15 protein-coding genes are annotated in these 20,925 nt (G+C 53.7%); 5 read left to right on the top strand and 10 right to left on the bottom strand.

All coding sequences use genetic code 11. The features are described 5' to 3' along the window. Window positions 1-158 precede the first annotated feature (158 nt). Window positions 159-1,559 (bottom strand): sigma-54 dependent transcriptional regulator, encoded by a 1,401-nt coding sequence (locus tag K9N21_16275; GenBank protein MCF8145474.1) that lies wholly within the window; start codon window positions 1,557-1,559, stop codon window positions 159-161. Between the two features lie 802 nt (window positions 1,560-2,361). Here K9N21_16275 and speD point away from each other — a divergent pair. The 3 genes from speD (at window position 2,362) to K9N21_16260 (ending at window position 5,759) form a co-directional block, all read left to right on the top strand. Further along, window positions 2,362-2,763, top strand: coding sequence for an adenosylmethionine decarboxylase (gene speD / locus K9N21_16270; protein ID MCF8145473.1), 402 nt, complete (start codon window positions 2,362-2,364; stop codon window positions 2,761-2,763). A 21-nt stretch (window positions 2,764-2,784) separates the two neighbouring features. Beyond that, window positions 2,785-3,639 carry an agmatinase gene (gene speB / locus K9N21_16265; protein ID MCF8145472.1) on the top strand — a complete coding sequence of 285 codons (855 nt, stop codon included), beginning with the start codon at window positions 2,785-2,787 and terminating at the stop codon, window positions 3,637-3,639. Window positions 3,640-3,974: 335 nt separating this feature from the next. Further along, complete coding sequence (locus K9N21_16260; protein ID MCF8145471.1) at window positions 3,975-5,759, top strand: aldehyde ferredoxin oxidoreductase family protein; 1,785 nt, start codon at window positions 3,975-3,977, stop codon at window positions 5,757-5,759. A 43-nt stretch (window positions 5,760-5,802) separates the two neighbouring features. Here K9N21_16260 and K9N21_16255 read toward each other — a convergent pair whose 3' ends face one another. Both K9N21_16255 and K9N21_16250 read right to left on the bottom strand, forming a co-directional pair. Next, window positions 5,803-6,303: a flavodoxin family protein gene (locus tag K9N21_16255; protein MCF8145470.1), complete on the bottom strand. Its 501-nt coding sequence runs from the start codon at window positions 6,301-6,303 to the stop codon at window positions 5,803-5,805. Between the two features lie 316 nt (window positions 6,304-6,619). Then, window positions 6,620-7,054 carry a hypothetical protein gene (locus tag K9N21_16250; protein MCF8145469.1) on the bottom strand — a complete coding sequence of 145 codons (435 nt, stop codon included), beginning with the start codon at window positions 7,052-7,054 and terminating at the stop codon, window positions 6,620-6,622. Window positions 7,055-7,200: 146 nt separating this feature from the next. On the opposite strand from K9N21_16250, the gene K9N21_16245 reads away from it, so the two are divergent. Together K9N21_16245 and K9N21_16240 are read left to right on the top strand one after the other, a co-directional pair. After that, window positions 7,201-8,595: a glycosyltransferase gene (locus K9N21_16245; protein ID MCF8145468.1), complete on the top strand. Its 1,395-nt coding sequence runs from the start codon at window positions 7,201-7,203 to the stop codon at window positions 8,593-8,595. Between the two features lie 488 nt (window positions 8,596-9,083). Then, window positions 9,084-11,435 carry an HDOD domain-containing protein gene (locus K9N21_16240; protein ID MCF8145467.1) on the top strand — a complete coding sequence of 784 codons (2,352 nt, stop codon included), beginning with the start codon at window positions 9,084-9,086 and terminating at the stop codon, window positions 11,433-11,435. 60 nt (window positions 11,436-11,495) lie between these two features. On the opposite strand, the gene K9N21_16235 is transcribed toward K9N21_16240, so the two are convergent. The 7 genes from K9N21_16235 to K9N21_16205 form a co-directional block, all read right to left on the bottom strand. After that, the gene (locus K9N21_16235; protein ID MCF8145466.1) at window positions 11,496-12,653 is read right to left on the bottom strand and encodes a 2Fe-2S iron-sulfur cluster binding domain-containing protein; all 1,158 of its coding nucleotides are present in this window, start codon (window positions 12,651-12,653) and stop codon (window positions 11,496-11,498) included. A 9-nt stretch (window positions 12,654-12,662) separates the two neighbouring features. Beyond that, complete coding sequence (locus K9N21_16230; protein MCF8145465.1) at window positions 12,663-14,165, bottom strand: NAD(P)/FAD-dependent oxidoreductase; 1,503 nt, start codon at window positions 14,163-14,165, stop codon at window positions 12,663-12,665. Then, a complete protein-coding gene (locus tag K9N21_16225) occupies window positions 14,165-15,853 on the bottom strand; it encodes a long-chain fatty acid--CoA ligase (protein ID MCF8145464.1) in 1,689 nt (562 codons plus the stop codon). The genes K9N21_16230 and K9N21_16225 overlap by 1 nt, the downstream gene beginning before the upstream one ends. A gap of 457 nt (window positions 15,854-16,310) precedes the next feature. Next, window positions 16,311-17,462 (bottom strand): acyl-CoA dehydrogenase family protein, encoded by a 1,152-nt coding sequence (locus K9N21_16220; GenBank protein ID MCF8145463.1) that lies wholly within the window; start codon window positions 17,460-17,462, stop codon window positions 16,311-16,313. 259 nt (window positions 17,463-17,721) lie between these two features. Further along, complete coding sequence (gene accC / locus K9N21_16215; GenBank protein MCF8145462.1) at window positions 17,722-19,086, bottom strand: acetyl-CoA carboxylase biotin carboxylase subunit; 1,365 nt, start codon at window positions 19,084-19,086, stop codon at window positions 17,722-17,724. A gap of 3 nt (window positions 19,087-19,089) precedes the next feature. Next, window positions 19,090-19,356, bottom strand: a complete 267-nt coding sequence (locus K9N21_16210) for an acetyl-CoA carboxylase biotin carboxyl carrier protein subunit (GenBank protein MCF8145461.1) — start codon at window positions 19,354-19,356, stop codon at window positions 19,090-19,092. 313 nt (window positions 19,357-19,669) lie between these two features. After that, complete coding sequence (locus K9N21_16205) at window positions 19,670-20,539, bottom strand: 3-keto-5-aminohexanoate cleavage protein (protein ID MCF8145460.1); 870 nt, start codon at window positions 20,537-20,539, stop codon at window positions 19,670-19,672. Between the last annotated feature and the right edge of the window lie 386 nt (window positions 20,540-20,925).

Genomic DNA, 20,925 nt, shown 5'->3' with positions numbered 1-20,925 from the left:
AGCATCTTCCCAAAAAAGAAAGAAAGAAATTTAATTAATTGAAATAGTAGAAATTTTTTGAACAAAGACATTAGGGTTCCGATATTCCAATCAAATCGGAACGTCTGATTCCGGCCCACAGACTCCCAACAGGAATCCGTGGGATCTTGAACATCGCTCTATCCCTTGAACTCTTCTTTTCGAAGCTTGTATTTTTTCATCAATTTGTGGAGGTGTCGGGTCGTAATCCCCGCTGCGAGGGCAGTTTCGTTGATCCTCCCTTTATTGTTACCCAACAGTTCCTTCAGATATTTCTCCTCTACATAATCAACCGCCCGCTGCCTTACTTCTGACAGATTGAGCCCCGCATCGAACGATAGGTTGGGGGATCGGGATTCCGGTTCAAATAGCTCGGTAGGAAAGCCTCCCGGAGTGAGCACCGAAGAGGATTCCAGAATGTAGGCCCGTTCCATCAGATTTTCAAATTCTCTGATATTCCCCGGCCACTCGTAAGCCCGGAAGGCATCCATGACCTTGGGATGGATATGGTGGATCCCTTTCTGGAGGAATTTGTTGAGTTTTTTCAAAGAGGCTTCCGCAAAAGAGGGGATGTCGTCTATCCGTTCCCGCAGGGGCGGCAACTCGATGGGAAACACATTCAAGCGATAATATAGATCTCTTCTGAACTGACCATCATCGCACATTTTTTTCAGATCCATATTGGTCGCCGATATGACCCGCACATTGCTCTTGGTGGTATCATCGCATCCTACGCGCTGAAACGTGCCGTCCTGGAGCACCTGGAGCAGCTTGATCTGTGCCGAGGGCGTAATCGTGCCGATCTCATCGAGAAAAATCGTTCCTCCCCGCGCAATTTCAAATTTGCCCAGCTTTCTCCGAACAGCTCCGGTAAAAGCGCCCTTTTCATGCCCGAACAGCTCGCTTTCCAACAGGGTATCTGGAATGGCGCCGCAGTGTACGCTGATAAACTGCTCGTCTTTTCGATTGCTGAGTCTGTGGACAAGTCTCGCCATGACCCCCTTCCCGGTGCCGGTTTCGCCGACAAAGAGCACCGTGCTCCTGGTGGGTGCAACCGATTTTATTTTATCGAATACCGCTTCCATTCGAGGATATTCCGTGTGCAGGACCTCGAATGAGTCCGATTGCCAAAATCGATCCCGCAGATAGTCGAGTTCCGACTGGACAATGATGTATTCGTGAATATCCTCTGTGACATATTTTACCTGTTCAGCATTCACCGGATAGGTCAAATAATTGCTGGCGCCGGCCTTTACCGCCATGACAGCCTCCCGGATCATCTCCTGGGAAGACATCACAATAATTTCGATGGTGGGATGAAGTTGCAGGAACGGTCGCAGCCATTCCTTGTATCCGTTCCTGTTTCCTCCCCCCCGCAAGAGGATCAGATCAACAAAAATCAGATCAAAAGGTTTTTCACCCAGCACCTCCAGGCCGATCTTCTTTGTCTCGGCATACTGAATTCTGTATTCCGAATGCAGGCAGGAATGGATCGCGTCAAAAACCGTTTGTTCGCTTGAAATAACAAGGATGGATTTCATATTTTACTCCACTTACCGGATGCTGGATGCTGGATACTGCGTATTGGATGATTTCGATATCCGAATGCCGGGGCCCCTGACTTTTCTGACCATGAGGCGTCCGGCCCGTGACCTCTGATCTTTAACAGCGGCGACTGAATTCAGGTATTCTAAGCCGATTTGGCTCCATTGAGCACATGCCTTGCTGGATACGATTCTGGATACTCCTTGTGCCTGGTACCCATGCCTTGTGACTCCACCATGATCGCTTAACTGCCCATGTTTTTTCACAATTATCACCGGTGGCAGGCAATCAACGCTTCCTTCAACACTTAAGTAGAACTTCGAGTTCCGCAGAGCAGAATATCGGAACCCAAACTTCTTATCCTGCCGAATCCATTTTCTTTCAACACGTTAAGTCCGATCGGATCTTCTCCTTTACGAGGCACCTTATACTACCGGTTTGATATCGGAATTTCAAGTTCCGATTTAGACCTGTTTCATATTATCCCGGCGGGTTTCACCTCCCGGAAAAATACGGGCAAATCTAAATGACCGGTTTTATAAGTCCTTGGAAAAACGTTCCAAAAACGAATTTTCACCCAAGTCGTCCCTGTTCGCGCGAACCCGGGCTGAGTAGACGGCATGTCTCTTGCTTTATTGCGGGAGTTGATCGTTTTCCCCCTTATTATGATTCAGGCAAATCAAGGGGAGGTATCGTTCTCCGGCCTTCCCTGCAGGCGGTGAACATCAAGAAAACCGTTGTGGACGCCACCCTGTAAACATGTAAAAATTAATAATTTAAAAGGAGGATTTATGCAAGATGAACCAGACAATAAACGGATACGGCCCCCACTTAATGCTGGATCTGGGTGAGTGCAACCCTGACATCCTGAATGATCTCGATGCCTGTTTTAATCTTTTGAACGACCTGCCGGAAAAGATTGGCATGACAAAGATAACCCAGCCATATGTCTTCAGGTACAACGCGCGCATACCGGAAGATGCGGGAATCACCGGCGTAACCATCATCGCAGAAAGTCACATTTCCCTTCATACGTATCCTCAAAAGAATTTTGTATTTGTGGATCTGTTCTCGTGCAAGCCATTTGACGTGGACAACGCCAAAGACTATATTATACAATTTTTCCAATCAAAATCGCCTTCCGTGCATACATACGAACGGGGCGAAGAGTTTCCAGCAACATATCAACAGGCAGCCTGATTGCTTCCTATGACATCCGTTATGACCACCGGCGCCTTTGGAGCGCTGGACGACGATTTTTGCCGTTATGAAACCGCAAAGGTGGCAATACTGCCCATTCCCTACGACGGCACCTCCACCTGGATGAAGGGCGCTGACCTCGGCCCCCAGGCCATGATAGCGGCCTCCGCCCACATGGAGTTATACGATATCGAGACAGACGCAGAGGTCTTCAGACGCGGGATTGTGACCATGGCGCCTGTCGATTGTCCGGACAGCCCGGAGCAGATGACAGCGGCTGTTTATGAACGTGCCGGAAGGCTTCTGGAAGATCGTAAATTCGTAGTGGGCGTCGGTGGGGAGCATTCGGTGTCAGTGGGCCTGGTTCGCGCGGCAGCGGAGAGATTCCCCGACCTTTCGGTCCTGCAATTCGACGCCCACTCCGATACGCGGGAGTCGTATGAAGGAAGCCGGTACAATCACGCATGCGTTATGGCCAGGATCGGAGAATTATGCCCCTATGTTCAGGCCGGGATTCGAAGCATGGATATCTCCGAATGCGCCGGCCTGAAACGGGAACGGATTTTTTTTGCCCATGACATCATGGCCGGCGTTGATATTGTTCCGAATCTGCTGAATGCCCTGACAGGGAATGTGTATATCACCATCGATCTGGATGTCTTCGATCCCTCCATCATGCCCTCTACCGGGACCCCGGAGCCCGGCGGGCTCGACTGGTACACCCTCCTCAACCTGCTGATGTGGGTGATAAAGGAAAAAAACGTGGTGGGGATGGATGTGGTGGAGCTCCTGCCGCACCCCGATAACAAGGCCCCTGATTTACTGGCCGCAAAGCTGATATATCGTACGCTGAGCATGATTTTTGAAATGACGTAATAATAATTGCAGTAGCCGGCCCCCTGCTCTGTCTGTTATTTCATCTTTCAACATTGTGTTCATCGGATGTTCTTTAATGCCATTTCAGCCGGATCCATTATCCCCGTCGAGCAAAGCCTCTGATTTTTCATCCCTAAGTTCAATGCCTTTTAAATTTTTTTCCTTGTGATATTCGCCTATCTGCGGCATACCTATACGAAGCTGGCCTGACAGCCGCAACCAAACAGGTTTCACCCAAGTCCCAGAGGACGCAAGGGCCTAATAACGCAGTGCAATGATCTCGTGGGGGCGCCCCCATCGGACCCGAATATGTACTTGGTACGGGAGCAGACACCATGAAAGGCTTTTACAACCAAATCCTGAAACTCGACCTTAGCGGTCACGGCCAACAGATCGAGCCCATATCCGAAGATATCCTTGAAAAATTCTTGGGGGGAAAGGGCCTCGCCACCCATCTCCTTCTGGAGAACAACCCCACAGGGGTGGACCCGATGAGCCCGGAAAATCATCTGATTCTGGCCACCGGCCCTGTATCCGGAACACCCGTTTGGGGGTCCTGCCGTTACGGGATTTACACCAAATCTCCCCAGACGGGATTTTACTCGGAATCCTATTCAGGGGGAACCGTGGGCGATTACATATCCAAGACCGGATTTGATGCGGTCATGCTCCACGGCGCATCCCAAGACCCCTGCTGGTTGGAGGTCTCGGATCACGGCACATTTTTTCATGATGCCCGGGACCTCTGGGGACTCGATACCTTTGAAACCGAAGATAAGATCAAGGCGTGGATCCGGAAAAATCGAAAGAATGCACAGAGATGCGGGGTCGTTTGTATAGGACCGGCGGGAGAGAACGGCGTGCTCTTTTCAGTGATTGAAAACGATTACTGGCGTAGCGCCGGCCGCACCGGAGTGGGCGCGGTTCTCGGATCCAAAAAGATTAAAGGCATCGCTTTTTGGGGAAATCAGAAGAAAGAAACGGCAGATCCGGAACGTGTCCGGCAATATGCAAAGGATCTCGGCCGGAAGGCGAAGGATGATCCGGGAGTCCTGGCCTACAAGACTAAGGGGACGCCCATGATGGTGGATACCATGAGCCGTGTGGGCAGCTTTCCGACCCGTTACTGGCACAAAGGAGAAGCCGCCCACAGGGAGAGTATCAACGCCGATGCCTTTCACAAACGCCTTCATGTGACGCCTAACGCATGCCTCAAATGCTTTATTGCCTGCGGGAGGCTCTCGGTGGTCAGAGAGGGCCGCCACCAGGGTCTCAAAATCGAAGGTCCGGAATATGAAACCATCTATGCCTTCGGCGGTCTCTGCGAAGTCGACAGCATCGAGGAAATCGCCCATCTCAATGATATCTGCGACCGGCTGGGCATGGATACCATCAGTGCAGGCAACCTGGCGGCCTTTGCCATAGAGGCGGCACGGCAGGGTCGGATCGACTATGACATCGACTACAATGAACCGGATAAGATCGCCCGACTCCTGAAGGATATGGCCTATCGACGAGGAATCGGTGACCTCCTTTCACGAGGGATCAAGACCGCGGCAAGGGAATGGGGGATGGAGGATCAGGCGATCCACATCAAGGGGATGGAACCTCCGGGATACGACCCCCGGGTCCTCAAAGGGATGGGGCTTGCCTACGGCAGTTCCCCCCGGGGGGCGTGCCATCTGCGGGCCACTTTTTACAAACCGGAACTCTCTGGAATTATCGACCCGGATGAGATCGATGGCAAGGCCGCGCTCTTTGCCGAATGGGAAGACCGGCTGATCATTATGGACACCCTGATCGTCTGCCGGTTCTATCGCGATCTCTATCCCTGGGAAGAATTGTCCTTCCTCATCCGGGCGGTCACAGGCCGTGCATTGAATGTGGAAGAGATGAGAGGTATCGCCCAAAACATCAGCAGCGCAACCCGGCGCTTCAATATCCGGGAGGGACTTACGGCCGAAGGAGACAGGCTTCCCAGGCGGTTTTGCACGGAGGTCCTCCCCGAAACGCAGAAGATCATCACCGAGGAGGAGATGGACCGCCTCCTGACGGATTACTACAGGGAGAGAGGGTGGAATGAGGACGGGGTCCCCCCTGGAACGACGGATCGTCCCTGAGGGGCTGTTTATCGGATCGTTTTTCTGATAAAGACGGATCTACTTAGCGGGCACGGGCCTTGATGATCATTCTCTCTACCCAATCCCGTGCATCTTCAAGGTCGGCCTCGTCCGGGTGACCCGTAGCGCTTTGGGCCTCCTGGGCCCAGGCCCGGTGCTCAAGCTTTTCCATGAGGGCATCGATGATCTGCTGTTTAACCTTTCCCCGGCAGCCGAACGTTCCCAAAATTACCGCATTCTTCGCCAGGTTTAAGGCGTGATAAAAAGCGGTAACCGCCAGCTCTCCTCCCCTCAGGGATCCGTGCGTGGCAAAATAGGCTACCTTCTGTCCCTCGGGGAGCTTTTTCACCAAGGCTTCAACCTTGCCGGGCACATTGTGGGAATGGACCGGAAACCCGATGAAAATGACGTCATAACCGTCAATTCCGGTCACCTCTTGAACGGGCAGGATCTCCTTTTTAGACGACTCGACCGCCTCGAAAACGGCCTTTGCCAGCTTTTCAGTATTCCCTGTTTCGGAAAAATACGTGACCAATACCTTCATAGGGTCCCCTCCAGGATTGAGAATCAAAAGATATAACCATCCACCTGCTATGACAAAGAAAGCGCCTGTAACCGAAACAGGCGTTGACCGGAGTTCATCCGGCCGGTCTATCTCTCTTTTATCGGCTCAACACTTCTTGGGGACGAAGTGATCGTTTACGCCGGCTGCAGGGCATGGGGCCGAAAGTCCTTTTTCAGGCAGGGACTATAGGGAAATAAGGCCTGCGAGTCAAGGAAAAAGGATTCGGGTTAGGGGAAAAGAAAATCCGCAGATTCCTGAAAACTTTTTTAGGGAGGACGTTCGACCTCCTGCGATCCTATTTGTATGTTAACCCTGCTCCGGGTGAGACAAATAATAGAAAAATCGTTTGGCCGGAATCCGGCGGATTATCAATTTGAGGAGAGCGATGCAGCGCTGTTGTCTTCCCGGCGCAGGGTAAATTCGGAACTGTCAATTCCGCATACTGGAGCGTGGGGAGGCACTCTCTCCCCACGCTTGCCATTTCTTGATCTGTTTGCTCTCTCCTCATCGAAAAATACCATATCCTTGAAGTCCTTACCGGATTCCAGGCATCAAGTATTTCTCCATTCAGCATCACATGAATGGCCTGTATCAAAATCCCTGCCAAAGCGGAACAGGGAATTCCTGTTACACAGGAATCGGATTTGGGAATTCCTGCTTTCTCCTCCGTTTTCGCCACTCTTTGGCCCTTGAATAGGAGCGAATCCCTTTCTTTCCACTTCTTTCTCAATCAGACCGAGCGCACCTCCGCACTTTCATAAGAAAACCTCTCTGGCATGCTTATGGCATTAAGGCCAGAGCCCTGGAAAGGGGCACCACCGTCTTTCAGTCTGGAAGCGATAAACAATTTAGATCATGTATCTATGAGGAACGCTGATGAATACCTTCTATAAGTTCAACGCCGATGCATATTATCCCTGGCTGCTGGCCTGCGCGCTTGCGTCGGTGGTCGGGATTGCGGGCTGGCAGCTAAACCTGTCGGCTGATTTAAAGTACTTAAGCGCGTTACAGATCCTGTCTTCCAAAAATCCCCTGGCCATAGTATTGTCTTTAACGGCGCTTTTCACACTGGGTTGTCGCATCGTCTTTGCCTGCTGTTATCATCCCTATTTGCCGGTAAACGACAGAGATATCCCTTTCATTACGGTGATCATCCCGGCCTTTAACGAAGGGGTGCAAGTTCTCCATACGGTCCGTTCCATCATGGCCAGCCGCTATCCCAGGAATAAGATGGAGGTCATTTGCGTGGATGACGGATCCCAGGACGATACGTGGTCATGGATGACCCGGGCGAATCATGAGTTCGGAGGACGCATTCAGTTGATTCGGAATCCCGTGAACCGGGGTAAACGGCATGCGCTCCTGACCGCCTTCGTGCAGGCCGAAGGAGATTTTCTTGTAACGATCGATTCGGATTCCGAGGTATTGCCCGATACCCTCAGCCATCTGGTCAGCCCTCTGGTCAGGGATCAACGGGTGGGTGCAGTGGCCGGTAACGTCCGGGTACTTAATCTGGCAGATGGGGCCATCCCCAAAATGATGGACGTCTCCTTCACCACTTCCTTTGATTTTATCCGTCGCGGTCAGAGCGTCTATGGCGGGGTGTTCTGTACACCCGGCGCCCTTTCTGCCTATCGGGCGGCGGTCATTGAGCCGCATCTGTTCGACTGGGCCAATCAAACCTTCATGGGGGCACGGGCCAATATCGGCGAAGACCGCGCCCTTACCAACCTGATTCTGGGCTGCGGATACCGCGTAGTATATCAGCGGAACGCGGTGGTGTTGACGAAAATTCCGGTCACCTACGGAGGACTTCGACGAATGCTGGTCCGGTGGGCGCGGAGCAATGTACGTGAAAACCTGGCAATGATTTCTTTTTTGGTAAAACGCTTCCGTGTCGGTCATGGCGGGAGTGGGTGGGTTCGGCTGTTCAGTGCTGCCCAGATCCTTCGTATGGCACTGGGAGAAGCCTTTAAGGCCGGCCTCATGGTCCAGATGGTCCTGTCCCCGTTCATGACGTTCATCGCCATCGGTGTCGGCTGTTTCACGGCCGCCATATTGCCGGCGGTGGTCCATCAGCTCCGTTATGGCGGATGGTTCGGGTGGCGGTGGGCCATCCCGTTTTCGTTTTTCTGGCTGTTCGGTCTTTCCTGGATTTCTTTCTGGGGGCTGGTTACTGCGCCCAGATCGGGTTGGCTGACCCGGGGACTGCCGGAGATTGCCAGGCCCACCCCCCCGCCGACGCTTATCCCCCCGGCCAGTCAGGCCTAAGGACCTGCGACATGGATGGCGGGGGATCTGATGGCCGGATCCGGGCGAACCCCCTTTTCGCCGTGCAGACGCTCGATTTCAAAGTAGTGTCGGCAATCGCGTTGGAAAGATGTGCGGTGGTACGTTCAGTTTAACTGGTGAGCCGGGAAAGGGGGCGCCCAACAGTCCGGAAGGACGTTCAGGGTTAAGCCTTTGAAATTAATAAGAAATCTATTTATTGCGACGGTTCCTAAACCATCTCCCGCCCTCTCCACCCATGAATATTGATCTATCTATTTACAATTAAAGGAAAATTTGCATTTCTTTAATTCATGGGGAACAGGTTCAAACTGGGTATTGCTGAAAAATAGTGGTATAAGCGTTTCATTCGTGGTATCAAACAGAAAAAGATCCCCTTCTGCTTTTTCCAACCGGGAGTCACAAGGGTATTCACGGATGTATCGACCTTACACTATCGCTTATCCGTTTTTCAGGGACACCACCGAGATATGAATGATAAAGTAGCCCTTCCTTCTACATCCGACATCAGAAAGGTCCTCACCTTTGACAGGAAGGAACTGCCCAGTTTTCCCCAGGTAGCGGCAAAACTGCTTGAAATGTCCAGGGATGAAACCACTTTGATCGAGGATATTTCAAGGGTGGTTGAATCCGATCCCGGTTGTGCGGCCAGGGTATTGGAGGTTGTAAATTCAGCCATTTACGGTCTTCAAAGAAAGATAACGGCGCTGCCTGAAGCAGTTGTCCTTCTGGGGTTTGATGAGATCAGAAAACTCTCTATCGGAATGACTGTTTTTCAGGGATTGTTTGCATCAGGCAGATCAAGAGAGTTTGACAGGATCCATTTCTGGCGTCATTCCCTTTCCGTGGCGGTGCTCGCCATGGAAATCGCAAAGAAAATTGAATACTCACGCCCTGAAGAAGCCTATATCGTGGGGCTTCTGCATGACGTGGGAAAGATATTTCTGGATCTTCAGGGCCAACGGAATTACGGAGAATTTCTTCACGGGATTGCAGGTTCTCAGGACAACATCGTTGAACAGGAACGAAAAATCCTTGGGCTTGGACATGACGATGTAGGCGCCTTTTTCTGTTCCCTCTGGAAATTGCCTGAACCCATTGTGCTGGCGGTAAAATACCATCATCAACGCTTTCAACCGGAGGATCTTTCCAAAGAAGAGGCGGTGTTGATATCCATTGCTTCCCTGTCGAATTTCGTCTGCTGGACTCAGGGCATCGGATCCTTTGACATGGTCTGCCCCCCGATTCTGGCCCCTGAGGTCGAGGATTTCATCGATTTTGAACAGATTGATATCATTAACTGCATCAGCGCCATGAACAGGGAAGTGGAACGTATTTCCGAGTTTTACCAGTTTGTTTTTCCAACCCCTAACCAAATCCACGAAAATCTGCTCTGGACGAATTTTAAACTTTCCAGGGCAAATACCAGATATTTTTATAATGCCCCCCCGGTAGGAATGGACGGGATTCTTCAGACAACTGAAAATGTCACTCCCTCCGATCTTGGCTTGGAACTGGGCAAACCCCTTGCAAAAGCAAAAACCATCAAGGAGGTGCTGGATATTGTCATGTTCCAGATCGGGTGCATTTTTGAGCCTGTGCACTGGTCCCTGTTACTGAAAGACCCGAAAAGCGGGGACATGATTTTTACTGTTGCGGCGGGGGCAAACAAAGAGAAACTGGAGGGCGTGAGACTTCCCAGAGGAGAAGGGATTGTGGGCTATATCATGGAAACAGGAAGCCCATTAATCGTGGAAGACGTTTCAAGAGACATCCGCCTGAGCAATCGCATGGCCCCCTATGACGGTTTGGAAATCCGGTCTTACATGGCAACGCAGCTCAAGAGCGAAAATAAAATATTCGGGGTCATTGAATTAATCGATAAAATAGACGGAAAGGCGTTCACGCCCGAAGAGTTGAATATGCTGGCGTCGATTTCAGAGTATGCGGCCATAGCCATTGAGAGGGCCTATTTTAACCAGGCACTCCAGAAGATGGCGACACTGGACGCCCTAACCGGCCTTAAAAACAGATACAGTCTGGAGCGCGCACTGGGCAACAGGGAAAAAATGTTGAAACAATACGGCCCTGATGCCTCCATAATGATCATTGATATAGATAAATTCAAACGAATTAATGAAATCAAAGGGCGTCAGGCTGCTGATGGAGTTCTGAAACATCTTGCCGACATTCTAAGAAAAACCTTCCGGCGCACGGACGATATATTTCGATACGAGGGAGATAAATTCATTGTCCTCCTGTCAGGGACGGACAGAGAAGCCGCCGCGCAGGCCAAATGGAGAATACTCAAGACCTTCGATACGCTCAAAGGTGATATTGAAGTATCCATCAGCATCTTTGTTCATTCCGTGAAAACAGATCACGCCAGGGGGCTGATTCATTTTCTTGAAGAAAAACTCGCCAGAGACAAGGCGGTCTCCAGAGACGAACCCGTTGAAAATTTGGAACAGAACCTGCAACCTCTTCTTGAGCAGGAGATGAAGAAACAAGCGCCGGAAAGGGCGAAACCCTATCATAAAAAGGTATCGCTGGACGGCGAATTCGTATTACTCAGTTCAAAATCACATGGTCGGATGAGGGTCGAAGGGATTTCCCTGCTCGAGATCGGTTTTACAATAACATCGGGGCATCAAATTCGAATCGGTGAGTTTATTGACCTGTCGTTCCGGCTGGATGATCCGAAAAGGTCCCTGGTGAAACGTCGGGTCGTGGTCAGAAAGGTGGAGAACAAACAAATTGATGCCGAAGTTTACAACCCCCCTCCTTATGCAAAGAACCTCGGTTTTTACCTCATGAGTTGACACTCAGCAAACCAAAAAATCTTCGCGCCCTGAGACCCTGCAAGAAAAAAGATAGCCTGATTATACCAATATTTCCAAGTCCTCCAGCGGGTAGGAAACGCACGCATGGACATAGCGGAACTGCCGGTCTGATTTTCGAACCGGCACGCCTGCCGGCTGAAAGACCTTGCCGGAGAGGATCTTGATGCGGCACATGCTGCATTCACCGGATCGGCAGAGAGCGGGGACCCTTAACCCGGCATTTTCCAGAGCCGTCAGAAGGGGTTCTCCGGCCCGGGCATGGATTGCGTCTGCCCCGGACACCCTGACACGGAAGTGATCATCGGCCTGAATCTCCCGGGGCCATGCCGGGTCCTCCCATATGCGGGCCGGGGGGCCGTAGACCTCCTTTCTGATTTTCCGCAGGGGGATGTCGAGGACTTCCAGTTCGGGCACGCAGAAATCATACATTCCCTGAGGGCCGCAGAGATAGAATGTTTTTTCCCGGGGATCGCCGAGAGTCTTCCGTATGAGGGTCCCGGTCATCAGCCCTTTTGCGCCTTCATATCCTTCGGGTGGATGTTCAATCACCGGCACATAGAAGATATTCTCGAACCGCTTGGAAACGGCGCACAACTCATCATAAAAAATGGCCTCATCGAGGGTCTTGCTTCCATGAAAAAGATAGAGGGTTCTGTCCAAACCGCATTCAACCACCTCACGGATCATGCTCATGAACGGGGTGATGCCGCTTCCGCCGGCAAGACAGACCATGGTCCTGTCGTGAAACACGGGATTGAAATAGAAATGACCCGCAGGGCCTGAACTCTCCAAAGCGTCCCCCCGGCCGACCTCGTCCAGGAGATAGGTGGACACCCGGCCGGCTTCCACACGCCGGACCGTTATATCGTAATAGCCGGTCTGGTTGGGCGGGGAGGATATGGAATAGGGCCGGCTGGTGCGCACCCCTTTTGCATCCAGAAAGAGGGCGATATACTGCCCGGCCAGGAAGGGAGGCAGGTACCCGTCCTGAGACACCAACCTGAGTGTCTTTGTGGACGGCGTCTCATCAATGATGTCCGAGACGCGAAGGGTCATGCGGCTGGGATGCAGCAGATTAATCTGCTGATTCACCGAATCCCGGTAGATGGTATAGTCTGTCCCATGCTTCCTGCTGAATGTGATCTCATCCGCAATCCCCTGATAGCCGTCAAATTCCTCGAAGATCGCCTTGCTCATGGTTTCTCCTTATGCTGCATTCAATTTTCGGATGATGGATTTGGCCGCCGACAACCCCGCGTTCAGAGTGGGCTGGAACCCGCAATCCCCGATCCAGCCGCTGGCAAAATAGAGGCCTTCAATGGGCCCATAACGTCCCGGCTGAAAGAACATGGAATCCTTGGTGTACTGTTCGAACCCGTAGATGGCGCCCTCGGGGTGTCCCAGGTAGCGCATGTGGGTCAGGGGCGTGGCCGTCTCCAGCTCCTCAACATGGGCCCGTACACCCGGGAAAACAGCCTCCACCCGGCGGAGCATGGCCTCGGCGCATCGGAATTTGATATCGTGATACTGAGTGGGCGGGATGCGCATCCACGGCTCGCCGTATTTCAGGGTGACGATATTGGCCTGGCAGGTCCCGGGCGGTGAGAAATCAGGATCGGACACATCGTAACAACTCAGGACCATGGTCTCGTCCGTGATGTTCACGCTCCGCATCCGGTTGAAGATCCTGTCGTCAAACTCAAACGCTTCCACCAGGAAGTTGGTGGATGCGGTGATTCCCAATTCTTCGGGCTCGCAGTCAAAACCGACGAACATGGTAAACGCCGATGGACTGAGACTCCGCCCCCCCATCTCCCTGAACACGGAACCCGGGATGTCTGTGGCATCCATGAGCTGGGCATAGGTAGTGACCTGCGACGCATTGGAGACCACGGTTTTTGTCTGAATGCGATCGCCCTCGTCGGTTAAAACGCCCTGAACTGCGCCGTTTTCAACAAGGATGCGCCTTGCCCCGCAGTTGAACCGGGCCGTGCCGCCGTTGGAAATGAATTGATCGGCGATGGCATTGGAAAGTGCCTGGGAACCGCCCTTGATGTGAAACGGCTTGAACTCGATGTAGACAAAAAAGAGCATGGCAAGATAGGCAAAGGAGAGGTGGTTGGGGGGCAGCCCCAGGTATCCCCAATAGACAGACAGTATCCCTTTCAACAGGGGGTCGGTAAAAATCTCGTCCAGGACCTCATTGGCCGGTTTGAACGCATGGCTGTAGAGAACCGGGTATTTGTCACGGGACGGGGCCGGGTCCTTGAAAAAGAAGGCGGCCAGCATGTTATTGGCATAGGCGTAGACCAGATCGAAGAATTGGTGAATGGCCGTCTTCTCATGGGGGAATCTCTGCTCCAGTTGGGAGATCACCTCTTCCTTGTCCGCCTTGAGCGTCAACCGGAAGCCGTCCGGCATGGACACGCTGAAAAGGTCTTTCATCTCCACAAAGGTCAGATCGTCCAGGACCCCCAGACCCGCTAACGCCATCCGGAGCGGCCCCGGTCTTTCCGGGGTCCCCATCCCGCTGAGCTGATGCAGGGCCACCTCGAACTCGAACCGGCCCCTGCAGAAACTGGTGGCGCATCCCCCGGGGATATTGTGCCGTTCCAGCAGGAGGACCTTGAGGCCCTTCTTCGCCAGCCGCGCGGCCGCTGTCAGGCCGCCGTTGCCGGCCCCGATCACCACTGTATCATATGTTTCCATCACCCCTCCCGGCCCGCATTTTCCTTCGCCTTTTGAATCTCCATTTCCCTCAATTCCCTCCGCAGCACCTTGCCCACCGTGCTCTTGGGGAGGTCATCCATGAATTCCACCAGTTTCGGAACCTTGTATGCGGCAAGCTTCTCCTTGCAGAAGGCGAGCACCTCCGCCTCTGTCAGGGTCTCCCCTGCCCTGGGCACGATAAAGACCTTTACGGTCTCCCCCCGATAGCGATCGGGAATCCCCACGGCGCAGGCCTCCTGGATCTTGGGATGCTCGTAAAGGACCTCGTCGATGTCCCTCGGATAGATGTTGTAACCGCCGGCGATGATCATGTCTTTTTTCCGGTCCACGATGAACAGGTAGCCTTCATCATCCATATAGCCGATATCCCCGGTGTAGAGCCACCCGTCCCGGATCGCATGCTGCGTCTCCTCCGGGTTCTTGTAGTATCCCTGCGTCACCTGGGGACCCTTGAGGAGGACCTCGCCGGACTCGCCCATCGGCATGTCCCTGGCGCCGGTCTCAACATCCACGATCCGGCAATCCGTGTCCGGGACCGGGACTCCCACGCTCCCTGTCTTGGTCTTTCCCCGCCAAGGGTTGGCGTGGGAGAGAACAGAGGTCTCTGTCAAGCCGTAGCACTCCACAATTCCCGCACCCACGGCGTTTTCCCACTGATGGACGGTCTCAACGGCCAGCGGTGCGGCGCCGGAGACGCATCCCTTTACAAAAGAGAAGTCGGTCTTGGGAAAATCCGGATGATTGAGCACGCCCACAAAAATGGTCGGGACGCAGGGGAACCAGTCAGGCCGGAACTTGCGCGTCATTTCAAGGACTGCAGCCGGTTCGGGCCGGGGGATCAGGATGAGGGTCAGGCCCCTGTAGATGGCGGTGTTCATGCCGGTGGTAAATCCGGCCGAGTGAAAAATAGGGAAGGTCCCCAGCATGCTGTCCTCCCCCTCCTCCGCATCAAAGATCCATGCCCTCAACTGCTGAACACAGATACTGCAGTTGCGGTGGGTCAGCATCACGCCCTTGGACACGCCGGTGGTCCCGCCGGTATAAAGGAGGGCGGCAAGGTCATCAAAGTCAACGGACGCCTGCGGGGGCGTGGGGGGATACTTTTTCACAAGATCCAGAAAATCAAGAACCCCTTCGCCGGGGTCGGTATTCCGGTGCATCTTCTTCTTGACAAGGGGAAAGAGCTGCTTCTTGGGGAATGGGAGGTAGTCGCGGATATGGCAGGAAATGATGCTTTTAATCCCGGTCTTCTCTTTGAGCTTGAGCATCCTCGGCACGAGGAGATCGAGACATATGGCCATGGTGGAATCCGAGTCATTCAGCTGGTGCGCCAGTTCGTTCTCGGTGTAAAGCGGGTTGTTCATGACCACCACCCCGCCGAGCCGGAATACCGCATAGGAGGCAATCACCACCTGAGGCATGTTGGGCAGCAGGAGGGCCACCTTGTCCCCTTTCCGTATGCCGAGATCCGCCAGGGCCCCGGCAAAACGGTTTACCAGGTCGTTCAATTCCCGGTAGGTGATCTTTTTCCCCATCATGATCAGGGCAAACGTATGGGGAAACCGCCTGGCTGTCCTCTCCAGCGCATCATGAAGGGTGAGCGCTTCATAATCCAGGCTGGGCGGGACCCCCTGGGCATAGGCCTTGTGCCAAATCCTCTCTTCCATGGCTTCCTCCTTCTGAAGTGACTAAAGTGCCTAAAATGCCTAAAGTGAACTAAACTTATTGAATTTACTTAATACATAAGGCTTTAGCGTTTCAAAGAAAATTGACAGGACCAGAAGGACCAATTTGGTTATTGAAGAATCGTTTTCAGTTCCCGGGTATCTCTGAATGATGACCTCCCTCTTCTAAACGGGTTATGCAAATAGATTTGACCGGTCAATCTCTCAATGCCCAACCACAACTTAAGATCAAGGCCCTTTACGCTCCACACTATAAATTTTGGTTACTTGAGGCTTTTTCATAAATCCTTCAATGTCATTCCGGCGAAAGCCGGAATCCAGGTTTTTCAACTGCTTCTGGACCCAGGCTTTCGCCGGGGTGACGGTTCCGTTGGTGTTGCAAGAGGCTCTCTTTACGCACTTTAGGCACTTTAGCTCACTTTAGACACTTTAGCTCACTTTAGGCATTTCCTTTCCGCATCAGCTCTCCCATAATGATCAGCTTCTGAATCTGATTGGTGCCGGCCCCGAACTCTATCCCTTTCACGTCGCGGTACATCCGCTCGATGGGGAATTCCCGGATGAACCCATATCCGCCGAAGATCTGCACGGCCTTGCCCACGGCCTCCACCCCCACCTCTGCGCAGAAGAGCTTGGCATAGGATGCCTCCAGCCGGACCCGTTTTCCCGAATCGGCCATGGTTGCGGCCCAGTAGGCCAGAAGCCTTCCGGCCTGAATCTTGGCGGCCATGTCGGCCAGCATGTCCTGAATCATTTGAAAGCTGACAATGGGCGCCCCGAACTGAACCCGCTCCGAGGCATACCGGAAGGCCAGGTCAAATGCCCCCTGGGCCACCCCTATGGGGGCGATGGAATAGATGATCCGCTCCCGGTCCAGCCCGCTCATGAGGACTCGGATCCCGTTGTTTTCTTCGCCTAAGAGGTTTTCAACCGGGACCTCGCAGTCTTCAAAGATCAGCTCTCCTGTCGGCGACCCCCGCACCCCCATCTTATGGAGGGTCTTTCCCGTGGAAAACCCGGGGAATCCCTTTTCCACGATAAAGGCGGATATTCCTTTCTGCCCGGCATCCGGGTCGGTCTTGGCATAGACCACCACCACGTCGGCCAGGGGGCCGTTGGTGATGAACATCTTGGTTCCGTTGAGGATGTACCGGTCCCCCTTCCTGACGGCCCGGGTCTTGAGGGAGAGGGCATCCGACCCGGCCTCCGGCTCGGTAATGGCCAGGGCGCCCACCTTTTTTCCCGCGATCAGGTCGGGGAGATATTTGCGCCGCTGGGCCTCGTTGCCGTTTCTATAGATGTTCTCGGTGCAGAGGATGGCGTGCGCACCATAGGTGTTCCCGGTGGAAACGCATCCCCGCATGATTTCCTCCATGACCAGGACACACGAGAGAAAGTCCGTCGCGCTGCCGCCGTATGCCTCGGGGATGGTCATGCCGAATAGACCCATGTCCCCCATGGCCTTGAAGTTCTCCTCGGGAAACCGCTCGGCCTCATCGATCGCCGGGGCCAGGGGAATGATCTGCTGGTCCACAAACCTGGCCACGGTCTGTTTCAACATCTTCTGTTCTTCGGTCAGTTCAAAGTCCATAAAGCCCCTCGATACTTGATTCTGGATTCTGGATGCCGGTTTCAGGTTGTGCCTAACCCTCTTACCCTCTCATCTTCTAAACTTCTGCCGGATATACTGGATACTGGATGCTGGATGCTGGATGCTCGTCGCGCGTTATGATCGCTCGCGGCTCCTGGCTGATGGCTCATGGGTGATAGATGCCACCACTAAAACCATACCCCCCTGCTCCCTGCTCCCTGCCCCCTGCTGCCTACTGCGACCCCTGGTGCCTCACTCACTAATCGTCTTCGTCATCCTCCTCATCCGGCACAAAGCGCTTGATGAAACCGGTATCAAAATCACCCCGCTGGAAGGACGGATCATCCATGATCCTGAGGTAAAGGGGGATGGTGGTCTTGATGGGCGCGATCCCGAACTCTTTTAGTGCCCGCCGCATGATACGGATGGCGCCTTCCCTTGTCAGGTCATAGGAGATCAGCTTGGCGATGAGTGAGTCGTAAAACACGGGAAGTTCATACCCCTGGTAGAGGTGCGTATCCAGTCTTACCCCGAAGCCCCCCGGGGGCCGGTACAGCTCGAGCTTTCCCGGCGACGGCATGAAATTGCGCTCCGGATCCTCCGCATTGATCCGGCACTCCATGGCCCAGCCTCTCTGTTGGATATCATTGAACCCGTAGTCGAGTTCCCCGCCGGATGCCAGTCGGATCTGCTCCTTGACCAGATCGATCCCTGTGGTCAATTCGGTGACCGGATGCTCCACCTGTATCCGCGCATTGATCTCCATAAAATAGAAATTGCCGTCTCCATCCACTAAGAACTCAACAGTGCCCGCGTTGAAGTAGCGGACCGCCTCGGCGACAGCCACGGCCGCCTGTCCCATGCGCTCCCTCAGTTCCGGCGTTACCGCCGGAGAGGGCGACTCCTCGATCAGCTTCTGGTATCGCCGCTGGATGGTGCATTCCCGCTCGCCCAGGTGGATCACGCGGCCATGCCGGTCGCCCAGGATCTGAAATTCGATGTGCCGGGGATGGGCAATGCATTTCTCGATATAGACCTCGTCATTCCCGAAGCCTGCACGGGCCTCCATCCGCGCAACGGGGAATTCTTCCACAAGCATTTCCCGGTCTTCACATGTCCGGATGCCCCGGCCCCCGCCGCCGCCCGATGCCTTGATCATCACCGGGTAACCCATGTCTCCGGCGATTTTTTCCGCCTCCGCAACGCTATTGACGCCGGCCGGGCTGCTGGGGATGACCGGGACCCCTTTTTCCTGAACGATCTTTTTGGCGGTCAGCTTGTCCCCTGCCAGGTGGAGATTATCCGGCGTGGGACCGATAAACGCAACGCCTGCCTCCTCGCACGCCCTGGCGAAGCTTCCATTTTCCGCCAGATACCCATAGCCGGGGTGGATGGCGTCAACACCGGCGGCCCGGGCGGCATCGATGATGCTTTCCATGTTGAGATAACTCTTGGCGCTGACCGCCGGGCCGATGCATACCTGCTCGTCCGCCAGGGTGAGATGGAGCGAATCCCTGTCCGCCTCCGAATAGACGGCAACACTCGGTATTCCCAGTTCACGGCATGCCCGAATAATGCGGTGCGCAATTTCCCCCCGGTTGGCCACCAATATTTTGGAGAACATGGATTATCCCTTCTCCAGCACAAATACGAGGTCATTGTCCTTCAGGGCCGTCTCGTTTTCCGGCACAATCTCCATGATCGTCCCGTTGGAGGGAGACTTGATCTTCTGAAACACCTTCATGGTCTCTAAAAGACCCAGGACCTGCTTTTTCTTCACCACATCCCCCACCTCTGCATAAGGGGGTTGATCCGGGGCAGGACTGCGATAAAACACCCCTGACATGGGCGCCCTCACCTCGATACGCCCGGCACTCTCTTCACTTCCGCTCATTCTCTACACGTCTCCTTTTCTCTTGTGAAACTCGGCTAAGTCTGCTCGCCTGGTTGAAGCGTAGCGTAGATCCCGCAGGATGCGGGATTACTGGTTTCTGGTTGCTGGATACTTGATACTGGATACTGGTTTCAGGTTGTGTCTAACCCTCTTACCCTCTCATCTTCTAAACTTCTGCTGGATATACTGGATTCTGGTTGCTGGATGCTCGTCGCTTTGACCTTTCAGCTTTGAGCTTTGACCTTTCAGCTCGTTGCCGTTTTTCAACTTTAGGCACTTTAGGCACCTTAGCGCACTTTAGGCACTTCTCCTGCTATGCCGGCCTCAGCCCCAGTATCTCCCTGGCCTCGGACGGGCTGGCAATATCCCGCCCCACCTCCCGGACAATCCCGGCCAGGGCCTCCACCAGTACCCCATTGCTTCCGGCCTTGGTGCCGTCGGGGAGGTAAAAGGTGTCCTCCAGGCCGGTCCGGACGTTTCCGCCCAGTTCAACACACTTGCGGTGAAGCGGCCATATCTCCTCCCTCCCCACGGCGATGACCTGATAATGAGTCCCTTCGATCATCTCATTGACCAGGAGGGGAAGCCATTCCGGCTTTGCCGGCATGCCGCTGGCCACCCCCATGACGCACGAAATATGGGGGTCTCCCTCAAACATGCCGTTTTGCTTGAAAAGCATGACGCTCCGGACAATTCCCGTATCAAAGCACTCAAACTCAGGCACCACCTGGTTGGCCGTCATCACGTCCAGAAACTGCTGGATCTTTTCCACCGGATTGTCAAATAGGGTCGGCGGCCAGGCCCAGGAGCCGTCGCTCCTCAGCTTCAGATAGTTGAGAGATCCGGCATTGCAGGCTGCCATTTCGGGCTTGAATTTTTCCAGGCAGGCGACAGGGCCGGATATGTCCGGACCTACCACCCCTGTGCTCATGCAGATGATAATTTCCGGCACCCTGGCCTTGATGGCACCCAGGATGGCGCCCACGGTATCCAGTGTCCACGTGGGGAGATGCCCCAGTCCCTTTTCCTGGTTCCTGAAGTGGCAATGAACAATCGAGGCCCCTGCATTGTAGGCCTGCTCGGTGTGATCCGCCATCTCTTCCGGGGTCACCGGCACATGATGAACGGCCGGATCGGTAAGGAGCCCGGTAAGGGCGCAGGTAATGACCGTCTTTGAACCCATCTCGTCCCCCCTTTGGATTGATTATTTATGATTGGCGATTGTTGATTTACAGTTATCGATTGAAAAACTGACAACCCTACGATTGACAGTCAGGATATACGTTCGTCCGAAACTCGAAAAGCTGATGATCAACGACAAATACCTCAACACGTCAGAGGCGCAATCGCCAATCGCCAATCATCAATCCCTAAGGCGGCCTGACTGCCGCAACCAAACAGGTTTCACCTATGGACGCCCGTGGGGGTCACTGCCCAAGAGCTGCAATAAAATGCGGTCGTATCGGTCGGCGGCCGCCCCCGGGCTCCGAATAATGTTTACGGAAAGGCAGCAAGGACATACCGTCCCATGAAAGACTGTTCTTGGGGCTGGAACAGACTGTATTGTAA

It is taken from the genome of Deltaproteobacteria bacterium, assembly GCA_021737785.1.
Lineage (GTDB): Bacteria > Desulfobacterota > DSM-4660 > Desulfatiglandales > Desulfatiglandaceae > AUK324.
Note: the sequence above shows the minus strand (reverse complement) of the source record. Positions and strands in the feature narration are given on the sequence as shown.